The organism is Bacillus sp. NEAU-242-2, assembly GCF_027853835.1.
Classification (GTDB): Bacteria; Bacillota; Bacilli; order Bacillales; family Bacillaceae; genus Bacillus; species Bacillus velezensis.
The window spans coordinates 33,661-56,040 of the sequence record NZ_JAPNNY010000006.1; the positions used below are offsets into that span (position 1 = coordinate 33,661).

General features: G+C 44.2%; 25 protein-coding genes, 1 pseudogene and 1 riboswitch. Of the genes and pseudogenes, 11 read left to right on the top strand and 15 right to left on the bottom strand.

The window, feature by feature from the left end; translation table 11 throughout:
* Positions 1-13 precede the first annotated feature (13 nt).
* The 3 genes from OWN49_RS16450 to OWN49_RS16460 form a co-directional block, all read right to left on the bottom strand.
* A complete protein-coding gene (locus OWN49_RS16450) occupies positions 14-2,167 on the bottom strand; it encodes an MMPL family transporter (RefSeq protein WP_077721866.1) in 2,154 nt (717 codons plus the stop codon).
* Between the two features lie 98 nt (positions 2,168-2,265).
* Positions 2,266-2,901 carry a response regulator transcription factor gene (locus OWN49_RS16455; protein WP_014304442.1) on the bottom strand — a complete coding sequence of 212 codons (636 nt, stop codon included), beginning with the start codon at positions 2,899-2,901 and terminating at the stop codon, positions 2,266-2,268.
* Entirely contained in the window at positions 2,894-4,054 is a 1,161-nt protein-coding gene (locus tag OWN49_RS16460; protein ID WP_176283142.1) for a sensor histidine kinase, read from the bottom strand. Before OWN49_RS16460 ends, OWN49_RS16455 begins: the two co-directional genes overlap by 8 nt.
* Before the next feature lie 467 nt (positions 4,055-4,521).
* Between OWN49_RS16460 and OWN49_RS16465 the strand changes: the two genes are divergently transcribed.
* The 6 genes and pseudogenes from OWN49_RS16465 to OWN49_RS19560 form a co-directional block, all read left to right on the top strand.
* Positions 4,522-4,767 (top strand): spore gernimation protein GerQ, encoded by a 246-nt coding sequence (locus OWN49_RS16465; RefSeq protein ID WP_070081430.1) that lies wholly within the window; start codon positions 4,522-4,524, stop codon positions 4,765-4,767.
* Positions 4,768-4,784: 17 nt separating this feature from the next.
* Positions 4,785-5,153, top strand: a complete 369-nt coding sequence (locus tag OWN49_RS16470) for a spore coat protein (RefSeq protein WP_070081429.1) — start codon at positions 4,785-4,787, stop codon at positions 5,151-5,153.
* An 18-nt stretch (positions 5,154-5,171) separates the two neighbouring features.
* Positions 5,172-6,308 carry a zinc-dependent alcohol dehydrogenase gene (locus tag OWN49_RS16475; RefSeq protein ID WP_077721863.1) on the top strand — a complete coding sequence of 379 codons (1,137 nt, stop codon included), beginning with the start codon at positions 5,172-5,174 and terminating at the stop codon, positions 6,306-6,308.
* 18 nt (positions 6,309-6,326) lie between these two features.
* Positions 6,327-6,524, top strand: a complete 198-nt coding sequence (locus OWN49_RS16480; protein WP_003156073.1) for a hypothetical protein — start codon at positions 6,327-6,329, stop codon at positions 6,522-6,524.
* Positions 6,525-6,538: 14 nt separating this feature from the next.
* The gene (locus tag OWN49_RS16485; protein WP_016937108.1) at positions 6,539-6,838 is read left to right on the top strand and encodes a spore coat protein; all 300 of its coding nucleotides are present in this window, start codon (positions 6,539-6,541) and stop codon (positions 6,836-6,838) included.
* 51 nt (positions 6,839-6,889) lie between these two features.
* Positions 6,890-6,967 (top strand): annotated as a pseudogene (locus OWN49_RS19560) (hypothetical protein); the annotation flags it as partial.
* Between the two features lie 63 nt (positions 6,968-7,030).
* Here OWN49_RS19560 and OWN49_RS16490 read toward each other — a convergent pair.
* Positions 7,031-7,609, bottom strand: coding sequence for a TetR/AcrR family transcriptional regulator (locus tag OWN49_RS16490; protein ID WP_102422381.1), 579 nt, complete (start codon positions 7,607-7,609; stop codon positions 7,031-7,033).
* Between the two features lie 244 nt (positions 7,610-7,853).
* On the opposite strand from OWN49_RS16490, the gene OWN49_RS16495 reads away from it, so the two are divergent.
* Positions 7,854-9,044 (top strand): MFS transporter, encoded by a 1,191-nt coding sequence (locus OWN49_RS16495; RefSeq protein WP_077721862.1) that lies wholly within the window; start codon positions 7,854-7,856, stop codon positions 9,042-9,044.
* A gap of 216 nt (positions 9,045-9,260) precedes the next feature.
* Positions 9,261-9,623 (top strand): hypothetical protein, encoded by a 363-nt coding sequence (locus OWN49_RS19475; protein ID WP_077721861.1) that lies wholly within the window; start codon positions 9,261-9,263, stop codon positions 9,621-9,623.
* Between the two features lie 48 nt (positions 9,624-9,671).
* Here the strand turns inward: OWN49_RS19475 and OWN49_RS16500 are convergent, their stop codons facing one another.
* Positions 9,672-10,292, bottom strand: coding sequence for an FMN-binding negative transcriptional regulator (locus OWN49_RS16500; RefSeq protein ID WP_060675340.1), 621 nt, complete (start codon positions 10,290-10,292; stop codon positions 9,672-9,674).
* 118 nt (positions 10,293-10,410) lie between these two features.
* Between OWN49_RS16500 and pdxR the strand changes: the two genes are divergently transcribed.
* Positions 10,411-11,793, top strand: a complete 1,383-nt coding sequence (gene pdxR, locus OWN49_RS16505; RefSeq protein WP_176283135.1) for a MocR-like pyridoxine biosynthesis transcription factor PdxR — start codon at positions 10,411-10,413, stop codon at positions 11,791-11,793.
* Between the two features lie 37 nt (positions 11,794-11,830).
* Here pdxR and OWN49_RS16510 read toward each other — a convergent pair whose 3' ends face one another.
* Together OWN49_RS16510 and OWN49_RS16515 are read right to left on the bottom strand one after the other, a co-directional pair.
* A complete protein-coding gene (locus OWN49_RS16510; RefSeq protein ID WP_077721859.1) occupies positions 11,831-13,120 on the bottom strand; it encodes a Na+/H+ antiporter NhaC family protein in 1,290 nt (429 codons plus the stop codon).
* A 223-nt stretch (positions 13,121-13,343) separates the two neighbouring features.
* Positions 13,344-13,748: a MerR family transcriptional regulator gene (locus tag OWN49_RS16515; protein ID WP_007409338.1), complete on the bottom strand. Its 405-nt coding sequence runs from the start codon at positions 13,746-13,748 to the stop codon at positions 13,344-13,346.
* A gap of 159 nt (positions 13,749-13,907) precedes the next feature.
* Here OWN49_RS16515 and OWN49_RS16520 point away from each other — a divergent pair, with 159 nt between their 5' ends.
* Complete coding sequence (locus tag OWN49_RS16520) at positions 13,908-14,957, top strand: NAD(P)-dependent alcohol dehydrogenase (protein ID WP_176283134.1); 1,050 nt, start codon at positions 13,908-13,910, stop codon at positions 14,955-14,957.
* A 58-nt stretch (positions 14,958-15,015) separates the two neighbouring features.
* Here the strand turns inward: OWN49_RS16520 and OWN49_RS16525 are convergent, their stop codons facing one another.
* The 8 genes from OWN49_RS16525 to OWN49_RS16560 form a co-directional block, all read right to left on the bottom strand.
* On the bottom strand, positions 15,016-15,978 hold the full coding sequence (locus tag OWN49_RS16525) for an arsenic resistance protein (protein ID WP_176283133.1): 963 nt from the start codon (positions 15,976-15,978) through the stop codon (positions 15,016-15,018).
* A gap of 188 nt (positions 15,979-16,166) precedes the next feature.
* Positions 16,167-17,402, bottom strand: a complete 1,236-nt coding sequence (locus tag OWN49_RS16530) for an HAD-IIA family hydrolase (RefSeq protein WP_060675336.1) — start codon at positions 17,400-17,402, stop codon at positions 16,167-16,169.
* Positions 17,383-18,231 carry a bifunctional hydroxymethylpyrimidine kinase/phosphomethylpyrimidine kinase gene (gene thiD / locus OWN49_RS16535; RefSeq protein ID WP_100261619.1) on the bottom strand — a complete coding sequence of 283 codons (849 nt, stop codon included), beginning with the start codon at positions 18,229-18,231 and terminating at the stop codon, positions 17,383-17,385. Before thiD ends, OWN49_RS16530 begins: the two co-directional genes overlap by 20 nt.
* A gap of 14 nt (positions 18,232-18,245) precedes the next feature.
* Positions 18,246-19,004: a class I SAM-dependent methyltransferase gene (locus OWN49_RS16540; RefSeq protein WP_014417013.1), complete on the bottom strand. Its 759-nt coding sequence runs from the start codon at positions 19,002-19,004 to the stop codon at positions 18,246-18,248.
* A complete protein-coding gene (locus OWN49_RS16545; RefSeq protein WP_176283132.1) occupies positions 19,001-20,011 on the bottom strand; it encodes a thymidylate synthase in 1,011 nt (336 codons plus the stop codon). The genes OWN49_RS16540 and OWN49_RS16545 overlap by 4 nt, the downstream gene beginning before the upstream one ends.
* Positions 20,011-20,472, bottom strand: a complete 462-nt coding sequence (locus OWN49_RS16550; RefSeq protein WP_077721853.1) for a nucleoside 2-deoxyribosyltransferase — start codon at positions 20,470-20,472, stop codon at positions 20,011-20,013. Before OWN49_RS16550 ends, OWN49_RS16545 begins: the two co-directional genes overlap by 1 nt.
* 77 nt (positions 20,473-20,549) lie before the next feature.
* Positions 20,550-20,653, bottom strand: a riboswitch (TPP riboswitch).
* A 117-nt stretch (positions 20,654-20,770) separates the two neighbouring features.
* Complete coding sequence (locus OWN49_RS16555) at positions 20,771-21,151, bottom strand: hypothetical protein (protein ID WP_014417010.1); 381 nt, start codon at positions 21,149-21,151, stop codon at positions 20,771-20,773.
* A 55-nt stretch (positions 21,152-21,206) separates the two neighbouring features.
* Entirely contained in the window at positions 21,207-21,749 is a 543-nt protein-coding gene (locus OWN49_RS16560) for a dihydrodipicolinate synthase family protein (RefSeq protein ID WP_229153763.1), read from the bottom strand.
* Between the two features lie 97 nt (positions 21,750-21,846).
* On the opposite strand from OWN49_RS16560, the gene OWN49_RS16565 reads away from it, so the two are divergent.
* A complete protein-coding gene (locus tag OWN49_RS16565) occupies positions 21,847-22,374 on the top strand; it encodes a DinB family protein (RefSeq protein WP_229153753.1) in 528 nt (175 codons plus the stop codon).
* Positions 22,375-22,380: the final 6 nt, after the last annotated feature.

Here is a 22,380-nt window from a genome sequence, read left to right on the forward strand (position 1 = left end):
CTGCTTTTTCATTTTATTCTTCCGGTTTCTCCGGTGTTTTGCCTTGTGTCAGCTTATGGCCTTCGATATCCACGTTCGGAATGATTTTATCCAGCCACTTCGGCAAGTACCAGGCCGCATGTCCCATCAGCTTCATGACACTCGGAATGATGGTCATTCTTACAATGAACGCATCGAAAAGAACACCGAAGGTCATTGCCAACCCCATGGATTTGATCGTAGAGTCCCCCGCGAAGATGAATCCCGCAAAGACGAAAATCATGATCAGTCCCGCCGCTGTTACGACAGGTCCGCTATGTTTCAATCCGGCATGGATGGCTTGTACCGGATTTTTTGTTTTGACATATTCTTCTCTCATTCTGCTGACAAGGAATACTTGATAGTCCATCGCCAGCCCGAAAAGAATACCGATGGCTAAAATAGGCAGGAAGGCGAGAATCGGACCTTTTTCCGGAATGCTGAGCAAGCCGGTGAAATTCCCATCCTGCAGAACGAATACCGATAACCCGAGTGTAGCGGTCATCGTCAGCAAAAAGCCGACGACGGCGGCAAGCGGCACGAGAAGCGAGCGGAAAACAACGGTCAGCAATACAAACGCAAACCCGACAATAAGAATGGCGAATTCCGGAATCGCATCGTTTAACCGGTCTGAAATATCAATATTCACCGCTGTTGACCCGGTGACGAGCAGGCGGGTGCCGTTTTTGTCTGATCGTTTCCGTATATCCTGCACTAACTCTTTCGTTGCCTTATCATTCGGCCCGGTTTCAGGCACTGCCGTAATGATGGCATAATCCCCTTTTTGATTCGGCATGGCAGGTGTGACGCTCGCCACATTGTGCAAGTCCTTTATTTCTTTCACGGCGTCTTGAAATGCTTCACTTTTGTTTCCCTTGACCCCTTTTGCATCGGCAACAATTGTCAGCTTGCCGTTAAAGCCCTCGCCGAATCCTTTAGACAACAGATCATAGGCGCGGCGGTCCGGGCTGTCTTTCGCTTTCATTCCCGCATCAGGCAGCCCCAGCTCTAAATGCATGGCCGGCAGACTGATGACGGCTAAAAGAATAATGCTGAAAATGCTTAACAGAATAGGCTTCTTTGTAACGAAGCGTCCCCAGGCATTCGTGTCGGCGCTTTTCTTTTCTTTCTTCTTGTTTGATTTCGGAATCATCCGTTTTCCTGCAATTGACAACACCGCAGGCACCAGCGTTACTGATGCCAATACAGCCATCAGCACACTGAGTGCCGCAGTCAATCCCATCGCAGACATGAACGGAATGCCGACAACGGTCAATCCGCAAAGCGCGACGATCACGGTCAGTCCCGCAAAAACGACGGCGCTGCCAGCCGTTCCCGCAGCTTTAGCGATCGATTCATTTTTTTGTACACCTTCGCCCAAAAACTGACGATGCTTCGTAAAGATAAACAGCGCATAATCAATCCCGACGGCCAGGCCGATCATTCCTGATAATGAGAGACTGACGGAGGCTATCGTAAAGATCTGTGTCCCAATTAACGTCAGCGCGACGCTTACACCTAACCCGATCAGGGCCGTGACAATCGGCAGCCCCGCTATGACTAATGAACCAAATGTAATGGCCAGAACGACGAAAGCCAGCACAACGCCGACAATTTCAGATACACCGCCGGCTTCAACACCGGCCCCCGGCACATCGCCGCTGAGCTCCGTCTGCAGGCCCTTGTCTCCGGCGGCGGACAGACTGTGTTTAATATGTGAAACAGACGCATCCGTAATGTCATCCGCCGCTTTTTTGTACGTAATATCGGCATATGCCACTGATCCGTCTTTAGAAATGGTTCCTGTTTCAAAAGGACTTGCAATCGAAGCGACTGAATGATCTGTTTTGATCTTCTTTAATGTCTCTTCAATCGCTTGTTTTTCCGGTTTTGACGTCAATTTCTTCCCGTCTTCAGCTCCGAAAATAACCCGTATGCTTCCTTTATCGGGCCCCTTTGAAAATTCTTTTTGAATCACATCCATCGCCTTTTCAGAAGGTGTGTCGGGAATTGACATATCCTCAGAAAAAGCAGGTTTTAACGAGATGGCGATCACAATCGAAGCGATCAGTATCACGAGCCACGCACTGATCATTTTGAATCGGTTGCGGGCAGACCATCCCCCTAATTTATATAAAAAACCAGACATCGAATACTCCTCTCCAATCATTACTTTCTGCCTAATTGTAGTTCACATTCACATAAAAAAAACGTACATAGGGGCATGTACGTTTGGGCAGTTTTTCATTATATATTCAGTTTCAGAATGCCTTTTTGCATGGCAATGGTGACGGCTTCCGTCCGCGAATCAGCGCCTAATTTGTTATAAATCGATGTTAATCTCGCTTTTACCGTCCGCTCAGAGATTCCTAAATCGAAGGCGATCGCTTTGCTTTTATGTCCTTTCGCCACGGCTTGCAGAACTATGATTTCCTTGTCCGTCAGCTGTGTTTCATTGGCATTTGCCCGTTCCATTTTCATTTCCCGGAAACGGCGCAAGATGTCCGGCTGCAGAAGCACTTCTCCCCTCACCGCCGCATCCATCGTATGAAATAAGGTTTCTGAGCTTGTGTCCTTCAGCAGATAACCGTTCGCGCCTGATTCGATGCCTTCTATCATCAGATGATCTTCATTATAGGTCGTCAAAATAATGATCGGCACATCAGAATGCTCTTTTATCTGTTTAATGGCTTCCAGCCCGCTCATTTCCGGCATGTACAGATCCATGAGAATGACATCGGGCTTTAGTTCCTCTGCAAGGCGGACGGCGGTTTTCCCGTTTTCCGCCTCTCCCGTTATGGTGTAATGGTCATTTGTTTCTATCAAAAGCTTCAGACCTTCTCTGACGACAAGATGGTCATCTGCTATTAACACTTTATACATGTTCCGCTTCTCCTTGAATTGGTATGATGATCTCAATTTGAGTTCCCGCTGCTCTGGCGCTTGTTATACGGAAAGTGCCATTCATCATATTGACGCGTTCTTGTATCCCAAGCAGCCCGTAATGTCCGCTTTTTCTCATTTCTGTTCCGGCATCAAAGCCTTTCCCGTCATCTTTGACGGTTATGCGGATCTGTCCCTCTTCTTCCTGAACGGACACCCAGACATTCTTGGCTTCTGCATGCTTGGCGGCGTTAGTCAGGCCTTCGCCAATCATGTAAAGGCAATTCTCCGCCGTATGAACGTCAAGCACATGATGCACGCTGTAATCTAAAAAACAAGACAGCCCGGAGGCTTCTGTAAAATGGTTGATTTGTTCAGTGATGCTTTCTTTTAAGAACCCGATCTCTTCTGATTTGCTGCGAAGGTTGTCAATGGCCGAGCGCGCATCAGCCAATGTGCCCTTCACTCTATCCATTGACTGGCTGATGATGTCTTTCGCTCTGTCAGTGTTACCCTTTGAAAGATGAACATGCACCGCTTCAAGCTGCATATGCAAGCTGACCAGCCCTTGTGCAAGTGTATCGTGCAAGTCTCTCGCCATCCGCTGCCTTTCGTTTTGAAGCGTCAGCTGTTTCACTTGCCGGTGAGCGAGCTCTAATTTTTCAAGCGTCATCTGTGTTTTGATTTTTTCATCAACTTGCGCGAAAAATGTTGCCGCATACGTGATAATCACGATCATGATGGGAGCGGCGATAACGATGAAACGAAGCAGATGATGCGGATGCTCCTGGTGCAGGGCTGCTATGGACATTAAAATGAAAAGATAGAGTATGAGCAGCGTTTTGCCCTTATCCGCCATTCCGATAATCTGCCCGATTAAAAAGGCATAGAGACCGATGACCGCCGCGATATAGCCGCCGGTCATCAAGTTAGCCGATGTATATATGATTAATCCCTGTATGATGAAATAAAGAAACGTTTTTTTCTTGACCCAGCGATAGGAATGCCAGTGCAGCACGGCAAAAATGACGATCAATATCGTGAATAACAGCAGCAATAAAACCGTCCAGCTTTCATAAATGTACTGCAAAGAGACTGATGCGGCATATACCATAAAAATAAACGCCAGACCGGGCACCCGAAGCGCAAGCATATGCAATGAGCGTCTGTCACGGGAGACATAGTCTTCTTGATGTTTTGTACCAAACAATCTCTGTCCACTTCCTTTTAGCCGACCGGCCTCACGATGTTTTATTCTATTTGTCATCATACCATAATCGCCTGCTTCTCACCTTCCCCTTCTGTCCTGCATGACGGGTGAAAGAAAAAACAGCCTGCGGGATTGTTCGCGGGCTGCTTTTGTTCATATCTTTTTTATGACCTTTCCCGGGTTTCAGCGGTCTCGTCTCCCGCGCGGCAAAACCGCCCGCGCATCAGAAAAACGTTCAGGACACCGACAGCCATTCCATGTGAACAAGAGGAAGCGATTGTGCTTCCTCTTTTTTAATGTACCGTCAGATTTCTTCTCTCTTTTTTTATAAACAAAATTTGTAAGACTAGAGCTCTTTTCTCAGGGGAAATTAATTATGTAATTGAGAAGAGGAGGTTTAAAAAACGATTATGGAAAAGCGTGAATTAGCGGCTCACGAGTCGCTGGACTTACATGAAATCATTAACTTCAAGACGCTTTGTGTAGCGAAATCCAAGCTCATGCAAGGGCTTGTGTTTGATCAGGATCTGAAAACGTTAATGGAAAAAGACGTTCAGCAAGCCTCGCAAAACCTTGCTGATCTGCAGGCGGTTTATGAACGGGCATCTTTTCAGGCTCCTGTTCCTCAAAACCGGCCGACTTCGATCATTAATTGAAAGGAAGGTAAGCATCATTGAATCATGACTATTTAGATCCAATCAATTCATTACACGTCCCTGAACTCGCAGATATGACATTCGCAATGGATTTTCTTTTACGGGCAAAAGAAGGCGTCAGAAATACCGCCGTCGCTTTAACAGAAACCGCTTCACCTGATGTAAGAGCTTTGCTGCGCAAACAGCTCATGCAGGGAATCGCGATGCATCAGGAAATTACCGACTTGATGGTCAGCAAAAAGTGGTTTCACCCGCATGATCTGAGCGAACAGTATAAACTGGACCAGCTCTCTGCGAAAAATACCCTCATGGTCGGAAACATGAATCTGTTTCCCGTTGAAACGAACAGAAAAGGGATGTTTGACCGCACACCTGATGAACACTAACACTGGAGGTATTACAGCATGAAGGCCGTAACGTATCAAGGAGTGAAAAACGTCGTAGTCAAAGACGTGCCTGATCCGAAGATTGAAAAACACGATGACATGATTATAAAAGTCACAAGTACGGCAATTTGCGGATCAGATTTACATTTAATCCACGGACTCATTCCGAACTTGCAGGAAGACTATATTATCGGGCATGAACCGATGGGCATTGTGGAAGAAACCGGTCCCGGCGTGACGAAAGTCAAAAAAGGCGACCGCGTCATTATTCCTTTTAATATCGCCTGCGGAGAATGCACTTATTGTAAAAATCACCTGGAAAGCCAATGTGATCAATCAAATGAAAACGGCGATATGGGCGCTTATTTCGGCTATTCAGGGAGTACCGGCGGCTATCCGGGCGGCCAGGCCGAATATTTACGCGTCCCTTTTGCGAACTTCACCCATTTTAAAGTCCCCGAAACATGCGAAGAACCGGATGAGAAATTGAGTGTTATTGCCGATGCGATGACAACCGGTTTTTGGAGCGTTGACAATGCCGGCGTAAAAGCAGGCGATACGGTCATCGTTCTCGGCTGCGGGCCCGTGGGCCTTTTCGCTCAAAAATTCTGCTGGTTAAAGGGAGCGAAACGCGTCATAGCCGTAGACTATGTCAACTACCGTCTCCAGCATGCGAAACGGACGAATAAAGTGGAAATCGTGAACTTCGAAGACCACGAAAATACGGGCAGCTACCTGAAGGAAATCACCAAAGGCGGCGCCGACGTTGTCATTGACGCCGTCGGCATGGACGGAAAAATGACAGATCTGGAGTTCCTCGCCAGCGGATTAAAACTTCAAGGCGGGGCCATGAGCGCATTGGTCATCGCGTCCCAAGCGGTGCGAAAAGGCGGAACGATTCAGATTACGGGTGTGTACGGCGGCAGATACAACGGGTTTCCCCTTGGCGATATCATGCAGCGGAACGTCAATATCCGATCAGGACAAGCTCCGGTTATCCATTATATGCCGTATATGTTTGAACTGGTGTCAACCGGCAAAATTGATCCGAGCGATGTTGTAAGCCATGTCATTCCGCTCAGTGAAGCGAAGCACGGCTATGAGATGTTTGACACGAAAACAGATGATTGTATTAAAGTTGTACTCAAACCTTAGAGAACGGAGGCTACAGAAATGGCCAGCGCCTTACATGAATTACTCGAAATTCAGGAGATGGCTTCTTTTAAGTCACTTTGTCTGACGAAATCCAAAACCATGAAAGCGCTCGTATCCGATCCGCAGCTGAAAGAAATCATGCAGCAGGATGCGGATACATCAACAAGGCAATTGCAGGAATTTGCCTCGATTTTATCTGATGCAAAGCACGAATAGGAGATGAATAACGAATGAATCCGATTATGGAATACTTGACGGGGATGGATGCACTGACAGACCAAATTGTCGCTATGGATTTATTGAATTCGGCAAAAAGCGGAGTCAGAAACTATGCGATGGCGGCGACGGAAGCCGGAACGCCTGAAGTGAAAGCGATCCTCACCCGTCACTTAGAAGAAGCCATCGACATGCACGAGCAAATCTCACGCTATATGATGGAAAAAGGCTGGTATCATCCGTGGAACACAGATGAACAAGTCCGGTTTAATTTACAAAATATTGATACGGCGCTCCGCCTGCCCGTCCTATAAATGTTTTGCTGCTGAGACAGCACCTCTGGCTCAAGCTTCAACGAAACAGCTCTGCAGCTTCTCCAGCCTTTCTTCGGGCTGTTATTGGGGCTTGCAGCGGTGAATGCGTGCGTGGCAGCTGCCGGGCGTTCGCAAGAGAAGGCAGAACAATTTGTTCTGCCTTTTCATTATCTGCCCCATTCGAGCGATTATTCACGTAGCTTGAACTCCCTTAAACGCACTCATCACAAGATCATGCACATAGGAATCATTCACCTCATCACCTGTGATCAACAGGCGATAGAAAATCGGTCCGTAAATGAGATCGATGCTTACTTCAATATCAAGATTCTCTCTTAATTCACCTTTCTGAATTCCCTTTTCCAGAAGGCCTTTCGCTTGGAGGCGGCGGGGCTGGAAAAATCGCGTGCGATATTCTTCCGCCAATTTTGCATCCAGCTGTCCCGCACCGATTAATTCCTTAATAACGGTTCCTTCCCGGCTTGTCAAAAACTTTGCTAAATTCGCGGCGTGGATCAATATATCTTGCACTGTTGATCCTGTATCGGGCACAGGCAGTCTGTCCGTAGCGGTCGAAAGAAAGCTGTCCATGATAACGGCAGCCTTGTTTGACCACCATTTATAAATCGTTGCCTTACTCACTTTGGCACGCTCTGCAATTTTATCGACTGTCACCGCGTCAAAGCCATTTTCCAACAATAGGTCATAGGCAGCAGAAAGAATCGCCTTATGTGTTCCTTCATCACGCGGCCGTCCTCGTTTACTCTGCACATGAATCATTCCTTCCCGAATTATAAACGATACGTTCAGTATACTTAACATGATAAAAAAATAAAACAGAAGCCTATTTACAAAACTGAACGTTCAGTATATTATTTACTTATAAAAACTAAACGTACAGTTTAGTAAATGCTCAACACTCCGCAAACCTTAGCACTAAAAATCTATGGAGAGGAGATGAATCAGCAAAATATTTATCAAACCTCATAAAATCATTAAAAAGGAGTTCATTCACATGGCTACGTTAAACAAACAAAAAGCAGATCAGAGAATCTCAACCAGTTTAACCCTTCTTCTCGCAACGGCATGCGGTATCATTGTCGCTAATCTTTATTATGCACAGCCCTTGGCAGGATTCATTAGTGCGGCAATCGGGCTTTCTCCAAGCAGTGCCGGATTGATTGTCACGCTGACTCAAATCGGATACGTTGCCGGCCTACTGTTTCTCGTCCCTTTGGGAGATATTATCGAAAACAGAAAACTTGTCGTGGTATCGCTCCTACTAAGCGCAGCCGCTCTAACTCTGACAGCATGTGTGAAGCATGGAACACTGTTTTTAGCCGCTGCGTTTTTCATCGGACTGGGATCCATCGCAGCCCAAGTGCTAGTTCCGTTCGCATCATACCTTGCACCAGATGCCGCACGAGGCCGGGTTGTCGGCAATGTGATGAGCGGCCTGCTTCTCGGTATTATGCTTTCCCGTCCGATATCCAGTCTGGTCGCTGATATATGGGGGTGGAATGCCATATTTGCTTTATCCGCCGCGTTAAGTGTTGTCCTGGCAATCGTCTTATCAAAAGTGCTTCCTGCCAGAAAACCAACAGCAAACACAAGCTACACCGTCTTACTCGGTTCAATGTGGAAGCTGCTGCGCACGACTCCGGTCTTACGCCGCCGTGCCATTTATCATGCGTTTGTATTTGGAGCTTTCAGCTTATTCTGGACGACTGTACCTTTATTATTGTCCGGTCCTGCTTTTCATTTTTCTCAAAAGGCAATCGCGCTGTATGCATTAGCGGGCATTGCGGGTGCAGCGGCTGCACCGATAGGCGGCCGTCTGGCTGATCGCGGCTTGACCCGGCTTGCCACCGGAATCGCTCTCGGTGTTGTCATCGTTTCTTTATTACTCCCGCTCATGATTCAGAGCAGCTCCCCCGTCGGAATAGCAGTTCTGGTGGCCGCAGCTATCCTGTTGGATATGGGGGTATCTGCCAATCTCGTACTCAGTCAGCGTGCCATTTTTTCGTTGGCACCTGAATTTCGCAGCCGATTAAACGGATTATTTATGGCAATCTTCTTTCTGGGCGGCGCTGCAGGCTCATCAATCGGAGGATGGGCATACGCCTCAGGCGGGTGGAGTATCACATTATGGATTGGAATCGCTTTTCCTGTCATAGCATTGCTTTATTTCACCACGGAGAAATAAGCCTTTCCCAAAAAATAAGCCGTCAGGACCAAGCTGACAGCTTTTTTTTTGGTGTATTCTTCTTTACATCCATCCGAACAAAACATCCGGATTCATGAAAAGATGATATTGATTCTTTACGCCCCGCTCATATAGCCGGACTTCCAATTCTTTCAGCAGCGGTAAAACCATGTCATAATATGTTAAGAAATAATTGCGCCATAGGCAGGTGAACACATGAAGAAGTATTTATATAAACACCTTTTGTTAGCTCTCGTTTCGTCCGTTTGCTTTTTATTGGTCTTTTATGTGGGTTTAAAAATGACACAGGAAGACACACCTCCGTTGTCTTCTTACCCGTTTTACCTTTTTATTTATCTTTACATAGCAGCCATATATTTGACGGTCGGCCTTGTTTTAGCTTGTATGACTGATATCTTGAAAAACCGCTGGACATTGAATAAAACGTCTTCCATTCTATTGAAACTTATCGTTTACTTACTCATACCGTATGCTATTTTTCATTCTTTCTTCATTTTAATGGCGCCGTTGATTTATGTGCTGTTCGAGTCGTTATTCATCCTGAGAAAAGCTTCATAATCAGAAAAAAACATACCGCATGCTGCCGGTATGTTTTTAACATGCTTGTCAGTTGTCCGCGGTGATCCGTTTGATGTTTTCTTCCATCAAGCCGGAAATGAGCTGTTCGTTTGTATGAGGAATCTGTTTGAGCTGTTGTACGACCAGCCCTTGTCTTGCGGCTGAATGATTTTGACTAAGCTTCGCTTGCCCCTCTATTTTGCTGATTTTGATTTTAAAACCTTTTACCCCTTTGTTCATGCCTGCCAGCAATTTCGCATCGACATCCTCTAATTTGTACGGGCTGTCGGGGCTTTCGTATTTCAAGACGAGATCACTCATCGACTGCACGGTTTCTTCCTCATCCAAAAGCTCCGCCTCTCCGTAAACATGAACCGCCACGTAATTCCATGTGGGAACAGCCTGATTCGTCTCATACCATTTAGGCGAGATATAACAATGAGGCCCTTGAAAAACAGCTAACACGTTTTGGCCATCAATCTCTTTCCATTGGGGATTCGGCAATGCAAAATGACCGTATAAGCATTCGTTATCCTTACTCATCATCAATGGCAGGTGGGTTGCATACGGCATGCCTCCCGCCGTTGAAAACAATGCTGCGAAACCATACTCTTTGATTACATCGCACGCTTCAGCTTCACTCAGCTGAAATGGAGCCGGAATATACATACAAAACTCTCCTCTCTGAACATGGATTGATAAAGCGCTTTCCGCTATAATAAGATATCAACTGACATTTAAAAAGATACAGTTTCAAACAAATACACATGTCAGAGGAGAATATCTGATGAAAAATATGATTTTCGCTTTCAGAAGCGGCACCCCGAAATACAAACAAATTTACGAGCAATTTAAAACATTGATTGAGCAGGGAAATATTCAGGCAGATGAGCGGCTGCCTTCGATTCGGGAGCTGGCGGATTCCCTGCGGGTAAGCCGCAATACAACGCTGATGGCTTATGATCTTCTTTTAGCGGAGGGATACATTCGCGGGGAAACACGCAAAGGTTATTTTGCAAATGAAGTAGAACCTTCTTTATTTCAAAAAGAAAACGATGTTGTTTACGCTAAGAAAACCGAATCAACTCAGCCGGCCCTGATTGATTTTCGCGCCGGAGCCGTCGATCAAAAGCATTTTCCTCTGAAAACATGGAGAAAATTATACAATCAAGTTTTGGCATCAGAGAAAAGCTTCCTTTACGGTGAACCGTTCGGCGAGAGAGACCTGCGTGAACAAATTGCCGCTTATCTCTTGGAATCACGCGGAGTGAAAACAGATGCGGATTCGGTTATCATCGGCAGCAGCACCCAGCAGATGCTGATATATCTCAGCCGGATTCTGAAAGAGGATTTTTCCGGAATTATCGTTGAAGACCCTGGGTTTGACGGGGCCAGAGCGGCATTTCAATTTCACGGGCTATCTCTGGAAACGATGCCTGTCTATGAAAACGGAGCTGATTTTTCTCAATTGCATGCAATGAAAGAAAAATTAATCTATGTGACCCCATCCCATCACAGCCCTTACGGCGTAAGCATGTCCATTCAGCAGCGCCAAACACTGATCAATTGGGTGAATCATAGAGAGGGTTATATTCTTGAAGATGATTATGACAGTGAATTCCGTTATACACAGCAGCCGTTTCCCGCTCTTGCTTCCATTCAATCAGACCGGGTGATTTATTTAGGGAATTTCTCAAAATCCTTTCTACCGGGCATCCGCATAAGCTATATGGTTTTGCCGCAGCGCCTTTTGCACCGGTATAAAAAACGGTTTATTCATTTCGAAAGCACCGCTTCTTCGCTTAACCAGCTGACCATGGCTGAATTGATGAAGGCCGGTGAATGGACCCGCCATATTAAGCGCATGCGCACTGTCTACAAGCGTAAGATGCAGCACTTGACTTCACATATCAAGCAGCAGTTCGGCGATCAGGTGACGATCATCGGCGAGCAGTCGGGATTGTATATATTGGTGAGAGTTCACCTGAACTATACAGAAGAAACATTAATCGAACGCGCTTTTCAGTACGGAGTGAAAGTATATCCTACCGCCGTTTATTTCGTTGCCGGAAAGCCTGAACCGCCGATCATAAAGTTAGGTTTCGCCCATCTCGATACGGATCAGATCGCACAGGGCGTACAGCTTTTGAGAAATGCTTGGCTGTCATGAAAGAAAAAAGGCGCCGAACGGCGCCTTTTTTTATCTTTTATTTCGTATTTCTTGTGAATTTCGGCAGTCCAAATATAATGGCGGCGATGCCGCAGATTCCGATTAAAACGGGATAGAAAGAGTATGGCAGGATGCTGACGGGTGAAATATTCCCGAATTTCCCGGCTGATAACAGCTGCGCGCCGTAAGGAATCAATCCTTGTATCATACACGAAAAGATATCCAGAATACTTGCCGATTTTCTGTTGTCGATGCTGAATTTATCAGCGATATTCTTTGCAATCGGCCCGGCTGCGATAATCGAGATCGTATTATTGGCCGCAGCCAGATTCGTCACGCTGACCAGTCCGGCAATGCCGGCTTCGGCGCCTTTTTTGGAACGGATTCGTTTCGTGATGAACTCCAGTAAAAAGTCGATCCCGCCGTTTTGTTTCATCACGCCGACCATCCCGCCGATCAGCATGGACAGGATGATCAGATCGCTCATTCCGGCGATTCCATCCGTAATCGCCTTAAAATAAGAGTCAAACGTCAGGCTGCCGCCCGCCAATCCGATGATCCCCGTCAAAACCAATCCGCCGAATATGACAGCCATCACATTAAAACCGATTAACGCAAAAACCAACACGGCGACATAAGGAAGCACCTTAATCCAGCTGTAAGATGCAGCGCCCGCATGGCCCGCGTGGCCTGCCGGAATAAAAAATAAGATAATAACCGTTAAAATAGCAGCGGGCAAAACAATCAGGAAGTTCGTTTTGAATTTATCCATCATTTGTGTTTTTTGCGTCCGGACTGACGCAATGGTCGTATCGGAAATAAAAGAAAGATTATCTCCGAACATAGCTCCGCCGACCACAGCTGCCATCGTAATCGCGCCGGAGATGCCAAGCTCTCCGCTCAGACCCGCGCTGATCGGCGCAACCGCCGCAATCGTGCCCATTGATGTTCCCATCGATATAGAAATAAAACAAGCAATGATAAACAGCCCCGGCAGCAAAAACTGCTGCGGAATAACGCTCAAAGCAAGATTGACAGTTGAATGCACCGCTCCCATCGCCTCAGCCGCTGAAGCAAAGGCACCTGCCAATATAAAAATCATAACCATAATGATAATATCAGGATGTCCCGCACCGGAAGCGAACCATTCTATTTTTTGATTGAGCGATTTCTTCCGGTTAAATAACAGCGCAAAAGCTGACGCAATGATCGCGGCAATCAAGATCGGCAATTTATAAAAATCTCCGGTCACCAGACCAGAGCCGACAAAAAGCCCTACGAATAAGACTAAAGGCAATAACGCCCAAGGATTCTTATGATTGTTCATCTGGGTAAACCACCTCTTTTCAGCATTAAAGTCGCTAATCACAGTCTAAGCAACATTTCACACTTTAAAAGTCTGCAGTAAAAAAGTCAAGCTGAAAAAAGGATAAGTAATGTTTGATAAGATAGAAAAAGCTGTTTTGTTTCCTCTCTTTAGAAAATAAAAAAACCAAGGCTCGTTTCCCTTGGTACATTTCATGCGGCCCGGCGCCCGGGACACCTTCTCTTCATTCAGAAATACATTCAGCTTTCAATCTGTTTTTAAGTTTCGCTTCATTTTCCAGGATATCTTCGTAATCCTCAATCTTCCTGTTTAATCGTTTTATGGTTTCATCAATTTCCCTCTGTTTCTCCGTCAGCCTTTTCCTTTCATTTATAAGGATGTTTTTTCGGGGTTCGATCGTATGATCGGCTCCTTCAATAAATAAAGCGGTATATTCAATCAGCGCCTCAATCGACAGTCCGGCACTTCTCATGCATTTTATAAATTGAATCCAATTCACATCATCTTCGTCATAATCGCGGATGCCGCTTTCATCGCGTTTTACCGGAGGAATCAGTCCTATACTTTCATAATACCTAAGCGTCGCGGCTGATAACTCAACCTGCTTTGCAGCCTGCGCAATCTTCATATTCTTACCACCCATCCTTCATACCTTTCATAAGCGTGCCATTATAGAATATCATTTCATAGAAAAATAAACCAAACCCCTTGACTTAAAGTCCGCTTTAACATTTAAAGTAAAACCGAACAGAGGATTCATCACTTTATCTTGGAAAGGAAGATAACCATGTGCAATAATCATCCGACTCGTGTATTAAGCGCTCCGCATGCAAAAGCTAAATTTGAGCGGACGACGATTGAGAGAAGAGCATTACGGCCGCACGATATCCTGATTGATATTAAGTACAGCGGGATTTGTCACTCAGACATCCACAGCGCATTCGATGAATGGGGCGGCGGAATCTTTCCGATGGTTCCCGGCCATGAAATTGCCGGAGTTGTGGAAGCCGTAGGTGAAGAAGTCACCACATTTGCCGCCGGCGACCGTGTGGGTGTCGGCTGTTTTGTAGACTCCTGCGGAGAATGTGAATACTGCCTGAACGGAGACGAACAATATTGCACAAAAGGCGTTGTTCAGACCTATAATAACCTGGACTACGACGGAAATCCTACGTATGGCGGCTACAGCCAGAAAATAGTTGTCACTGACAGATTCGTTGTCCGTATTCCGGATCAATTGGAATTAGATGCAGCCAGCCCGCTATTGTGCGCGGGCATTACCACCTATTCTCCGCTGAAACACTGGAATGCCGGTCCCGGCAAAAAAGTGGCGATTGTCGGAATGGGCGGGCTCGGACATTTAGCCGTTCAATTCGCGCACGCTTTAGGCGCAGAGGTCACCGTCCTCAGCCGCTCAATGAACAAAAAAGACGAAGCGCTTGAATTTGGAGCTGATCATTACTTTGCGACAAGCGATCCGAATACATTCACTGAGCTGGCCGGACGATTTGATCTTATTTTAAATACAGTATCCGCGAACCTTGACGTAGATGCCTACTTATCCCTGCTTCGCATTGACGGTACATTGGTAAATGTGGGAGCGCCCGCTAAGCCGGACTCATACAGTGTGTTCTCCTTAATCACGGGCCGCCGCAGCATTGCGGGTTCACTCGTCGGCGGTATTCCGCAGACTCAGGAGATGCTTGATTTCGCCGCTGAGCACGGCATTGCTCCTAAAATTGAAGTGATTCCGGCCGATCAAGTTGACGAAGCGTACGAACGGGTTCTCCGAAGCGATGTCCGCTACCGTTTCGTCATTGATATTGCAACTTTATAATTCTCATAAAAAACATACCAATATCTATTGGTATGTTTTTTTCAGCGCAGATTATTTTTTATTTCAGCAGCCATCCGGGCACCGCTTTGATATAAACCAATTCACCTATCAATTCAACAATCGTCTGAGTGACGATAACAGCGGCGGCTAATGAGGCCCAAGCATCCGGCAAGGCCAGTGCTAACGGAAGGACTGCGAGAGAATTTCTTGTGCCCGTGCTGAAGATCAATGCTCTTCCTTCACCTGTATCCAGACGGAACGCATATGCGATAAAACGGGAGACAAACGGCATAATGAGCAGGAATAACAGATAGATCGGAATCACACGTATAATGATGTCAGCATCACTGATGACTTTGCCGATTTGTGTGGCGACGACCGCCAATAAGACCAGAGCCATAAAAGGAACAGGCAGCCACGCCGTCCATTCCAACACCTTTTCTCCCGCCGGCTTCTTATCAGCCCATAGTTGAGTCATCACCGCCGCCAGCAGCGGCACCGCTATTAACAATAAGAATGCTTCCAGAAACGGTCCCGCATGAACAGTCCCTATTACTTCTTTCCCGATAAACAGCCACAGGTATAACGGAAGCAATACCATCTGAACGGCGAACAAAACCGGCGTGGAAGCCAGTATTAATCTCTCATTTCCTTTGCCGAGCTGAGTAAAGACGATGACGTAATCAATACAAGGTGTAAGCAATACCAAACAAACCCCTGATAATATAGGAGGAGATTGAGGAAAAATAGCGGTTAACGCCCATACAACGACAGGTACAGCTAAGAAATTACCGATCAGTAAAGCCGCCATAAACTTGAGATTTGACATGGCTTCCCTCAGCTTCAAGAATGGGATTTGAGCAAACATGGCATACATGAGAACAGCGATAAGCGGTGATATCGTCCATCCCCAGCGAAGTCCTGAATCTTTCCCGGCGATCCCCGCTATTCCGCCGATCACAAGAGTCACACCATATATCCAAATTTGCTGTTTTTCTAATGTCTCTCTGGTTATTTTCATTGGCTGACACCTCTTCTCCGCCCATTATACCTTCTTTTCTGCCGCTCTTGCATTAAGGTCCTGCCGGAATTAAAAAACACCAAGGGTCTGTGACACTTGGTGTTTTTGGAAGGCGGCCGAGAGTTACGGGTTGAGAACCGTTAATTCTTTTAAATAACCCCCAAAAAGTATTTTTGGCGTACTGTTCCTTATCGAATAAAAGCATTCTCTTTCATTTCCAAAGCATCATCCAGCCATCTCGGGTGCATCGGCAAGAGATGTTCAGGTAATTCATGGATATCAAAATATCTGATTTCCATGGCTTCCTCTGTGGACTTTTTCAAAGTGCCGCCGATGACGTCACATTGAAAACAATTGGTAATAAAATGGCTGACTCTGCCGTCAGGGTATATAAAGGTTTGTGAACTCGGATCAGAATAAACGCCTATCATTTTAGAGACTTTCACCACTAATCCAGTTTCCTCTTCTATTTCTCTTATAATTGCTTGTTCTACTGTTTCACCAGGTTCCACATGGCCTGAAGGAATGCCCCATAAACCATTATCAGCACGCTTCATTAATAAAACGGAACTTGATTCTTTAATTATAATTCCAGCGACTCCGGCTTTCACTTGTTCTGTCCATTGGAAATCCGGTTTTTTCCGTACTTCTGCCTTTATTTCATTATCGAACAAGTCTTTCAGATCGCGGATCACAACATCCGGATTTCTAAAATCATGTTTTGCAGGAAATAAAGTATGTTGATCAGAAACTAATACGGAAGTTATGCCTATTTGGTTTGCTCCGACAATATCTGTTTCAGGCGTATCCCCGATCATAACGCATCTCTCTTTATCTTCAAAAGACTCGAGTACTTTTTCAAATATTGAAGACGCCGGTTTTCCAATTATCATCGGCTCTTTAGCAGCTGCTGTTTTAACAGCCGCGACTATAGCGCCTGTCGCGGGAGCTGGTCCGTTAGCGGCAGGAAATGTTTTATCCCCGTTTGCAGCGATAAATAAAGCTCCGCAGCGGATGAGGTTTACTGCCTTATGCACATCCTGAAATGTAATATTTTGATCCCATCCAATGACAACAGCCTCCGCCTGATCTTCCGTAAGATCAATACCGGCCTTTTGAATTTCACTTTTAAGTTGGTCATTTCCCAATATATATGCCTTCTTTATTCCTTCACTGACAAGGTAATCAGCTGTTGCCCACCCCGCAGTAAACACTTCACCAATACTTGCTGAAATCCCCAGTTTATGAAGGCGTTTCACAATCGTTTCTCTTGTAACACAAGGATCATTCGTTAAAAAGCGAATGGCTTTCTTTTCTTCACGGAGTCGTTTTAAAGAGGCCACAGCTCCTGGTAAAGCTTTATCTCCTATATATATCACTCCGTCTAAATCAAATAAAAATACATCATAATTCTTGGAGATCATCGTAACACTCCTTAAGCGGTGTCTCTTGGTTAATAGTTGAGCGATACGCAAAATGATTTGTAGGGCCTTGTCCTTTCCCGATTCCTAAGGGATGTTTAATGGCTGCTGAAATGAATTCCTTTCCAGTTGCCACTGATTCCGGTATGCTGTGCTGCTTTGCCAGCTCTGCAGTTATCACAGCTGAAAATGTACATCCTGTTCCATGAGTATGCTTTGTATCAAAGCGGGGAGAAACAAATTCCTCGAAATCCTCGTCAAAGTACAAAATATCACGGGCTTCTCCGTTCAGGTGCCCCCCTTTTACGACAGCACTTTTTGCCCCGTATACCTCCACTATTTCTTTCGCCGCATCACGCATCTGCTGTACAGTCTCGATTGATTTGCCGATGATTACTTCCGCTTCCGGAATGTTCGGTGTAATAACTGTTGTTTGGGGTATTAATAATTTCTTCAAATGATCAATGGCGTCCTTATGGAGCAGATGATGTCCGCTTTTAGCAATCATAACCGGATCCATCACATACGATTGAATATTTGCGTCTTTTAACTTTTCTGCCAGCAATTCAATAATTCCTATACTTGCAAGCATACCGGTTTTGACAGCATCCGGTTTTATATCATCCATGACACAGTCTATTTGCTGAGATATATTCTGTAGAGACATCTCCTCAAAACTTTTCACACCAAGTGTGTTTTGTGCAACAACTGATGTAATAACAGCCATTCCATATACCTTTTGTTCCTGAAATGTTTTTAAATCCGCATGAATTCCCGCCCCTCCGGAAGGATCAGTCCCAGCAATCGAAAGCGCTTTATAAATATCCTTCAACTTACACTCCTCCTTCAGGCAGGTTTCACTGCTTTAAAAATGACAAAAGGCGGATATTCCTTTTCACATTTCCAATTATTAAATTGAAACTCTTTCTCTATGGCTTTTACATGCTCTTGGTCAATATCGTTTAACGTTGGTTCTGATAAAGTTACATTTTCAAAACCTGCATGAGTTAATAGTTTATAATACATTGACTTCGGCCAATGAAAATCATTTAAAATTAAATCTGCTTGTCCCGGAACATGGAGCCATTCATTTCTTTCTTCTCCGTAAGAATATTCTTTCCCCGGTATTCCATTGCGGAAGGTTGAAAATTCAATTCCGGTTGAATCAGGATTCGTATCGAGTATGACAAATGAAGCTCCTGGTTTTAACACACGAAAAATTTCATTTATGATACCTTTGATACGCTGGTCACTATCCGTATTAATAAAAACATAACAGGCCATTGCAGCATCAACCGAGTGATCTGGTAAGAAGGAAAGATTATCGTGTTCAATTAAATGATAGTCCACATGAGGATGTTGTCTTTTTGCCTTTGCTATATCTAACATCTTCCTTGATTCATCGACTGCGATCACATTGCAGCCTATTCTGTCAGCCAGCCTATAAGCTACCTTTCCCGGACCGCATCCGAAATCCAGCACCTTTTTAATCTCCGCTTTATCAAAAGTACGAAAAACAAACTCAAAACCTAACGTTTGTTCTAAAACGTCATTATAAGCATCGAATTTACCAGCAACACTGTCTTCTTTCCATGAAGTTTTCATTGAATTTCCTCCTTTTGCTCAATTGAGAAATAATGAGACCACTTATTCCTGACGAAAAATTGATATATAGGAAGTAAACTTTGAAATAGAGAATGACCCATATCCCGTTTATATGCAATATGCTGGTATATACTGAAAAGGAAAAGAATCTGTTTCCAGTAATCAGGTAAATCGAGCATTTCAATATCGTTTTTAGTCATAGAAATTTGATCTTTCCTAAGTAATTCTTCATACTTTAAGACTGTTTCAATGGACGGCCAGTTATTTCCCTCAGGCATTTTCGGAAATTCAAATTCCGGAATATCATGGTGATTTTCAGCTTCTTCAAGCACCGTTTTCGCCCATTCATGATCTGAATCATAAATATGGATTGATCCCGCATTATGAAAATATTCTCCGACTTCTAAACGCAGTTCTCTGGCCATTAATTCCTGCATGAAGGTAAATGAGAAAAGATCACTGATCATCCCGCGAAAAGCATCATTTGCACGCATGATAGAAGACATGTATAATTCGCCTTCCCTCACAAAAAACTGCAAACCGATTGTGCAGGAAACATCTATATTTTCTGAAACGAAGAGTTCCGAAGCATCGAATATTTGAATAAATGCCCTTTTTGAATCAATATCTTCTTGTGTCAAAAGATTTTTTATTCTATTCCATTGATTTAGTTTTGCATTTCCGAATTCAAATATTTTAGGCCCATACGCAGTGCCTGTTAATGTTTTTTTATTCATTGAATATGAAGGCATTTTTTTATTGTAATAACTGATAAAATCTAAGTCGTTACTCCCCGATAAATACCATAACACTTCCGCAAAATTAAACACGATATTGGTTTTTCTTGAGGATAAATAAGTGACACGTTCTATTGGATTTTCCAGAGTCAGATGGTAGTTCAATTGTTCTCTGCTTTTTTGTCCGCGCGGTGAATTGAAAAATTCAGGGTTGTGATAGATGTCATACAGCGTTTCCGTATATGCTTCATGAAAAGTTCTCTTTCTCATTAAGATTCCGCCTTATATGCTGCAAAGATATTTTTAATGTTCTCTAATAAATCATCTGTATCTTTATAGCTGATGTACTCAACATCCGCCACTGCATTTAACCCTTGAATTAAGAAAGCATAATCCTTGTCCTTTTCTAGAAATAGCACGATCTTTTTTTTCAAGGCAGAAGCCCATCCAATTTCTATATGTGTTCCGGGAGAAGCGGGTGATCCGGGGAATGCTGCAAAAAGGTCGCAAGTGCTTATTTCATCAAAATCAATTTTAGTGCATTGAAGGGGTGTCATGAAATCTTTCCCCCACCCTTCCCGCTTGTGAGCATTATGAACCAGCCATCCTTCATTCTCAAAAAAGGAAATTAATGATTCCAGCTTTCCTCTCTCATACGTACTCATCAATCCAGTTTTCTCATCTACTAAACTTTTAAAAGGCCCTGCCAGAAAAACTTTTTTCGTCGCCACTTCATATCACCCTTTCAAAATAAATAAAGCCACTTTCCTCTATGGAAAGTGGCTTAAATATAGATAAGATAAAGAATCTCTCTAATTTTTCACTTCCCTACGCTGGTATTAACCAAATCAGGTTCAAAGGGTCAGGACGTATTGTCTCTTCTCAGCTATTAAAGCTCCCCTAGTGACTTTTTATAAATATTTACTTTAATTCTATGCTATTCCATATAAATAGTCAAACAATGACCGGCAAAAAGCGCTGCGGATATCACTGGGATTCCCCTTCAATATTGCAGCTTACCCACTAGTTTTAAAACCTTCCGGCCTCTTTTTTCCTGCCAACGAATAAGGTCACGGCCACACTCGCTGAACTGACCAAAGTCCCCAGAACGGCAGCAAGAATTGTCAAAAAGCCATGGGGAATCAGAAATCCAATCGGAATGAGGCCCGCAAACGTGAGAACGATAAAACATTGATAGACGCCGGATATGATTCTCACAACCAAGCTGCTAAAAAAGGACATGACGAATGGCGGAATGAACAAACATAAAATGATTCCGAGTGAGATCAATAAAATCATAGGCTCGTCAAAAGAAATGACACGATCGCCGGGAGACTCTTCAGCCGCCGCGAATACAGCAAATATAGACATCATCAGCGTAAGAAAAACAAGAAAAAACCTTTTCAGCAACGTTATGACTCCTTTTTATAAAAACGGGTATCCTTTTTCAATCACAATAACCATTTTATGTTATCAAATGAAATAATATGAAGTCAATTGATGAATGAATAATGTAATAAACGGCTTGCTGCTGTGTCGGTCTTATATAAGGAGGAAAAACAATCCGTACAGAATCAATATTGGTTTTCTCGATGTGTTTCATCAGTTTGACGGCATCACTGGTTCTTACGGCTGAAACCCCGAACTTCAGTTCAACATCTTCAAATTTTCGCTGATTAACATACTCAATGATCTGAAGGCGCTCATCCATGCTGAGTGAATGCTGTTCACCAGTCGTGCCGCATATGAGTACCGAATGGATACCGCTGTTTTTCAAATGTTCGACATTAGGATCAAATCCTGCTGAATATAAACGTTCATCTTCATGAAAAGGCGTAGGGATAGCAATAAAATTTGCATGAGAGTGACCTCCAAGTACTATTCTTGAATATCTGCAGAGTATCATATAACACTGTCTGACATTTAAAAAGGACAGTTTCAGATAACTCAACATGTCAGATGTAAAGGCTGACACACAAAAAAGGCAGGCAAAGAGAGCCTGCTTCATTGCTTCATCCTATAGCGATTCATTCTCTGGATTGCTTGACAAATAAGAGTAATAAGGCAAACTAAATATAAAAATTGTACTAATGAGGCGGGGTTTTATGATTTTAGATTTAAAAGGTGAAACGCACATGGATCATCTTGTGGGAATGCTGTATTCTGCCGTTAATGAAAATTACCGTCGCTTAATATCCATTGTGTCAGACATGTCACAGCAGGAGATCGATTATAAAGGACCAAATCAAACATACAATAGTACAGCTCAGCTAATAAGACACTTAGCATATGTTGATCTCAACTGGATATTTAGAATAAAGGGTGAACCGATACCAAAGCAGCTTGAAGAGAAGTATGGACCAATGTTAGATCAGAACAATAAGATCCCTTTCATTTCCGGTGTTTCATTAAAACAAATTCTCACTGATTATGAAGAAGTATTCAGCATGTTTAAGTCTGTTTGTTATCAGTTAACTGACGATCAACTGAATCACACAGTAGATTATGAAGCAGATAAACAAGCAACCATTCAATGGGGAATATGGCATATGGCAGACCATAATAGATATCATCAAGCTCATATTAATCAGCTTCGCAAATGGTTTGAAGAGAAACAGAAACTTGGCTGTTAAAGCCGC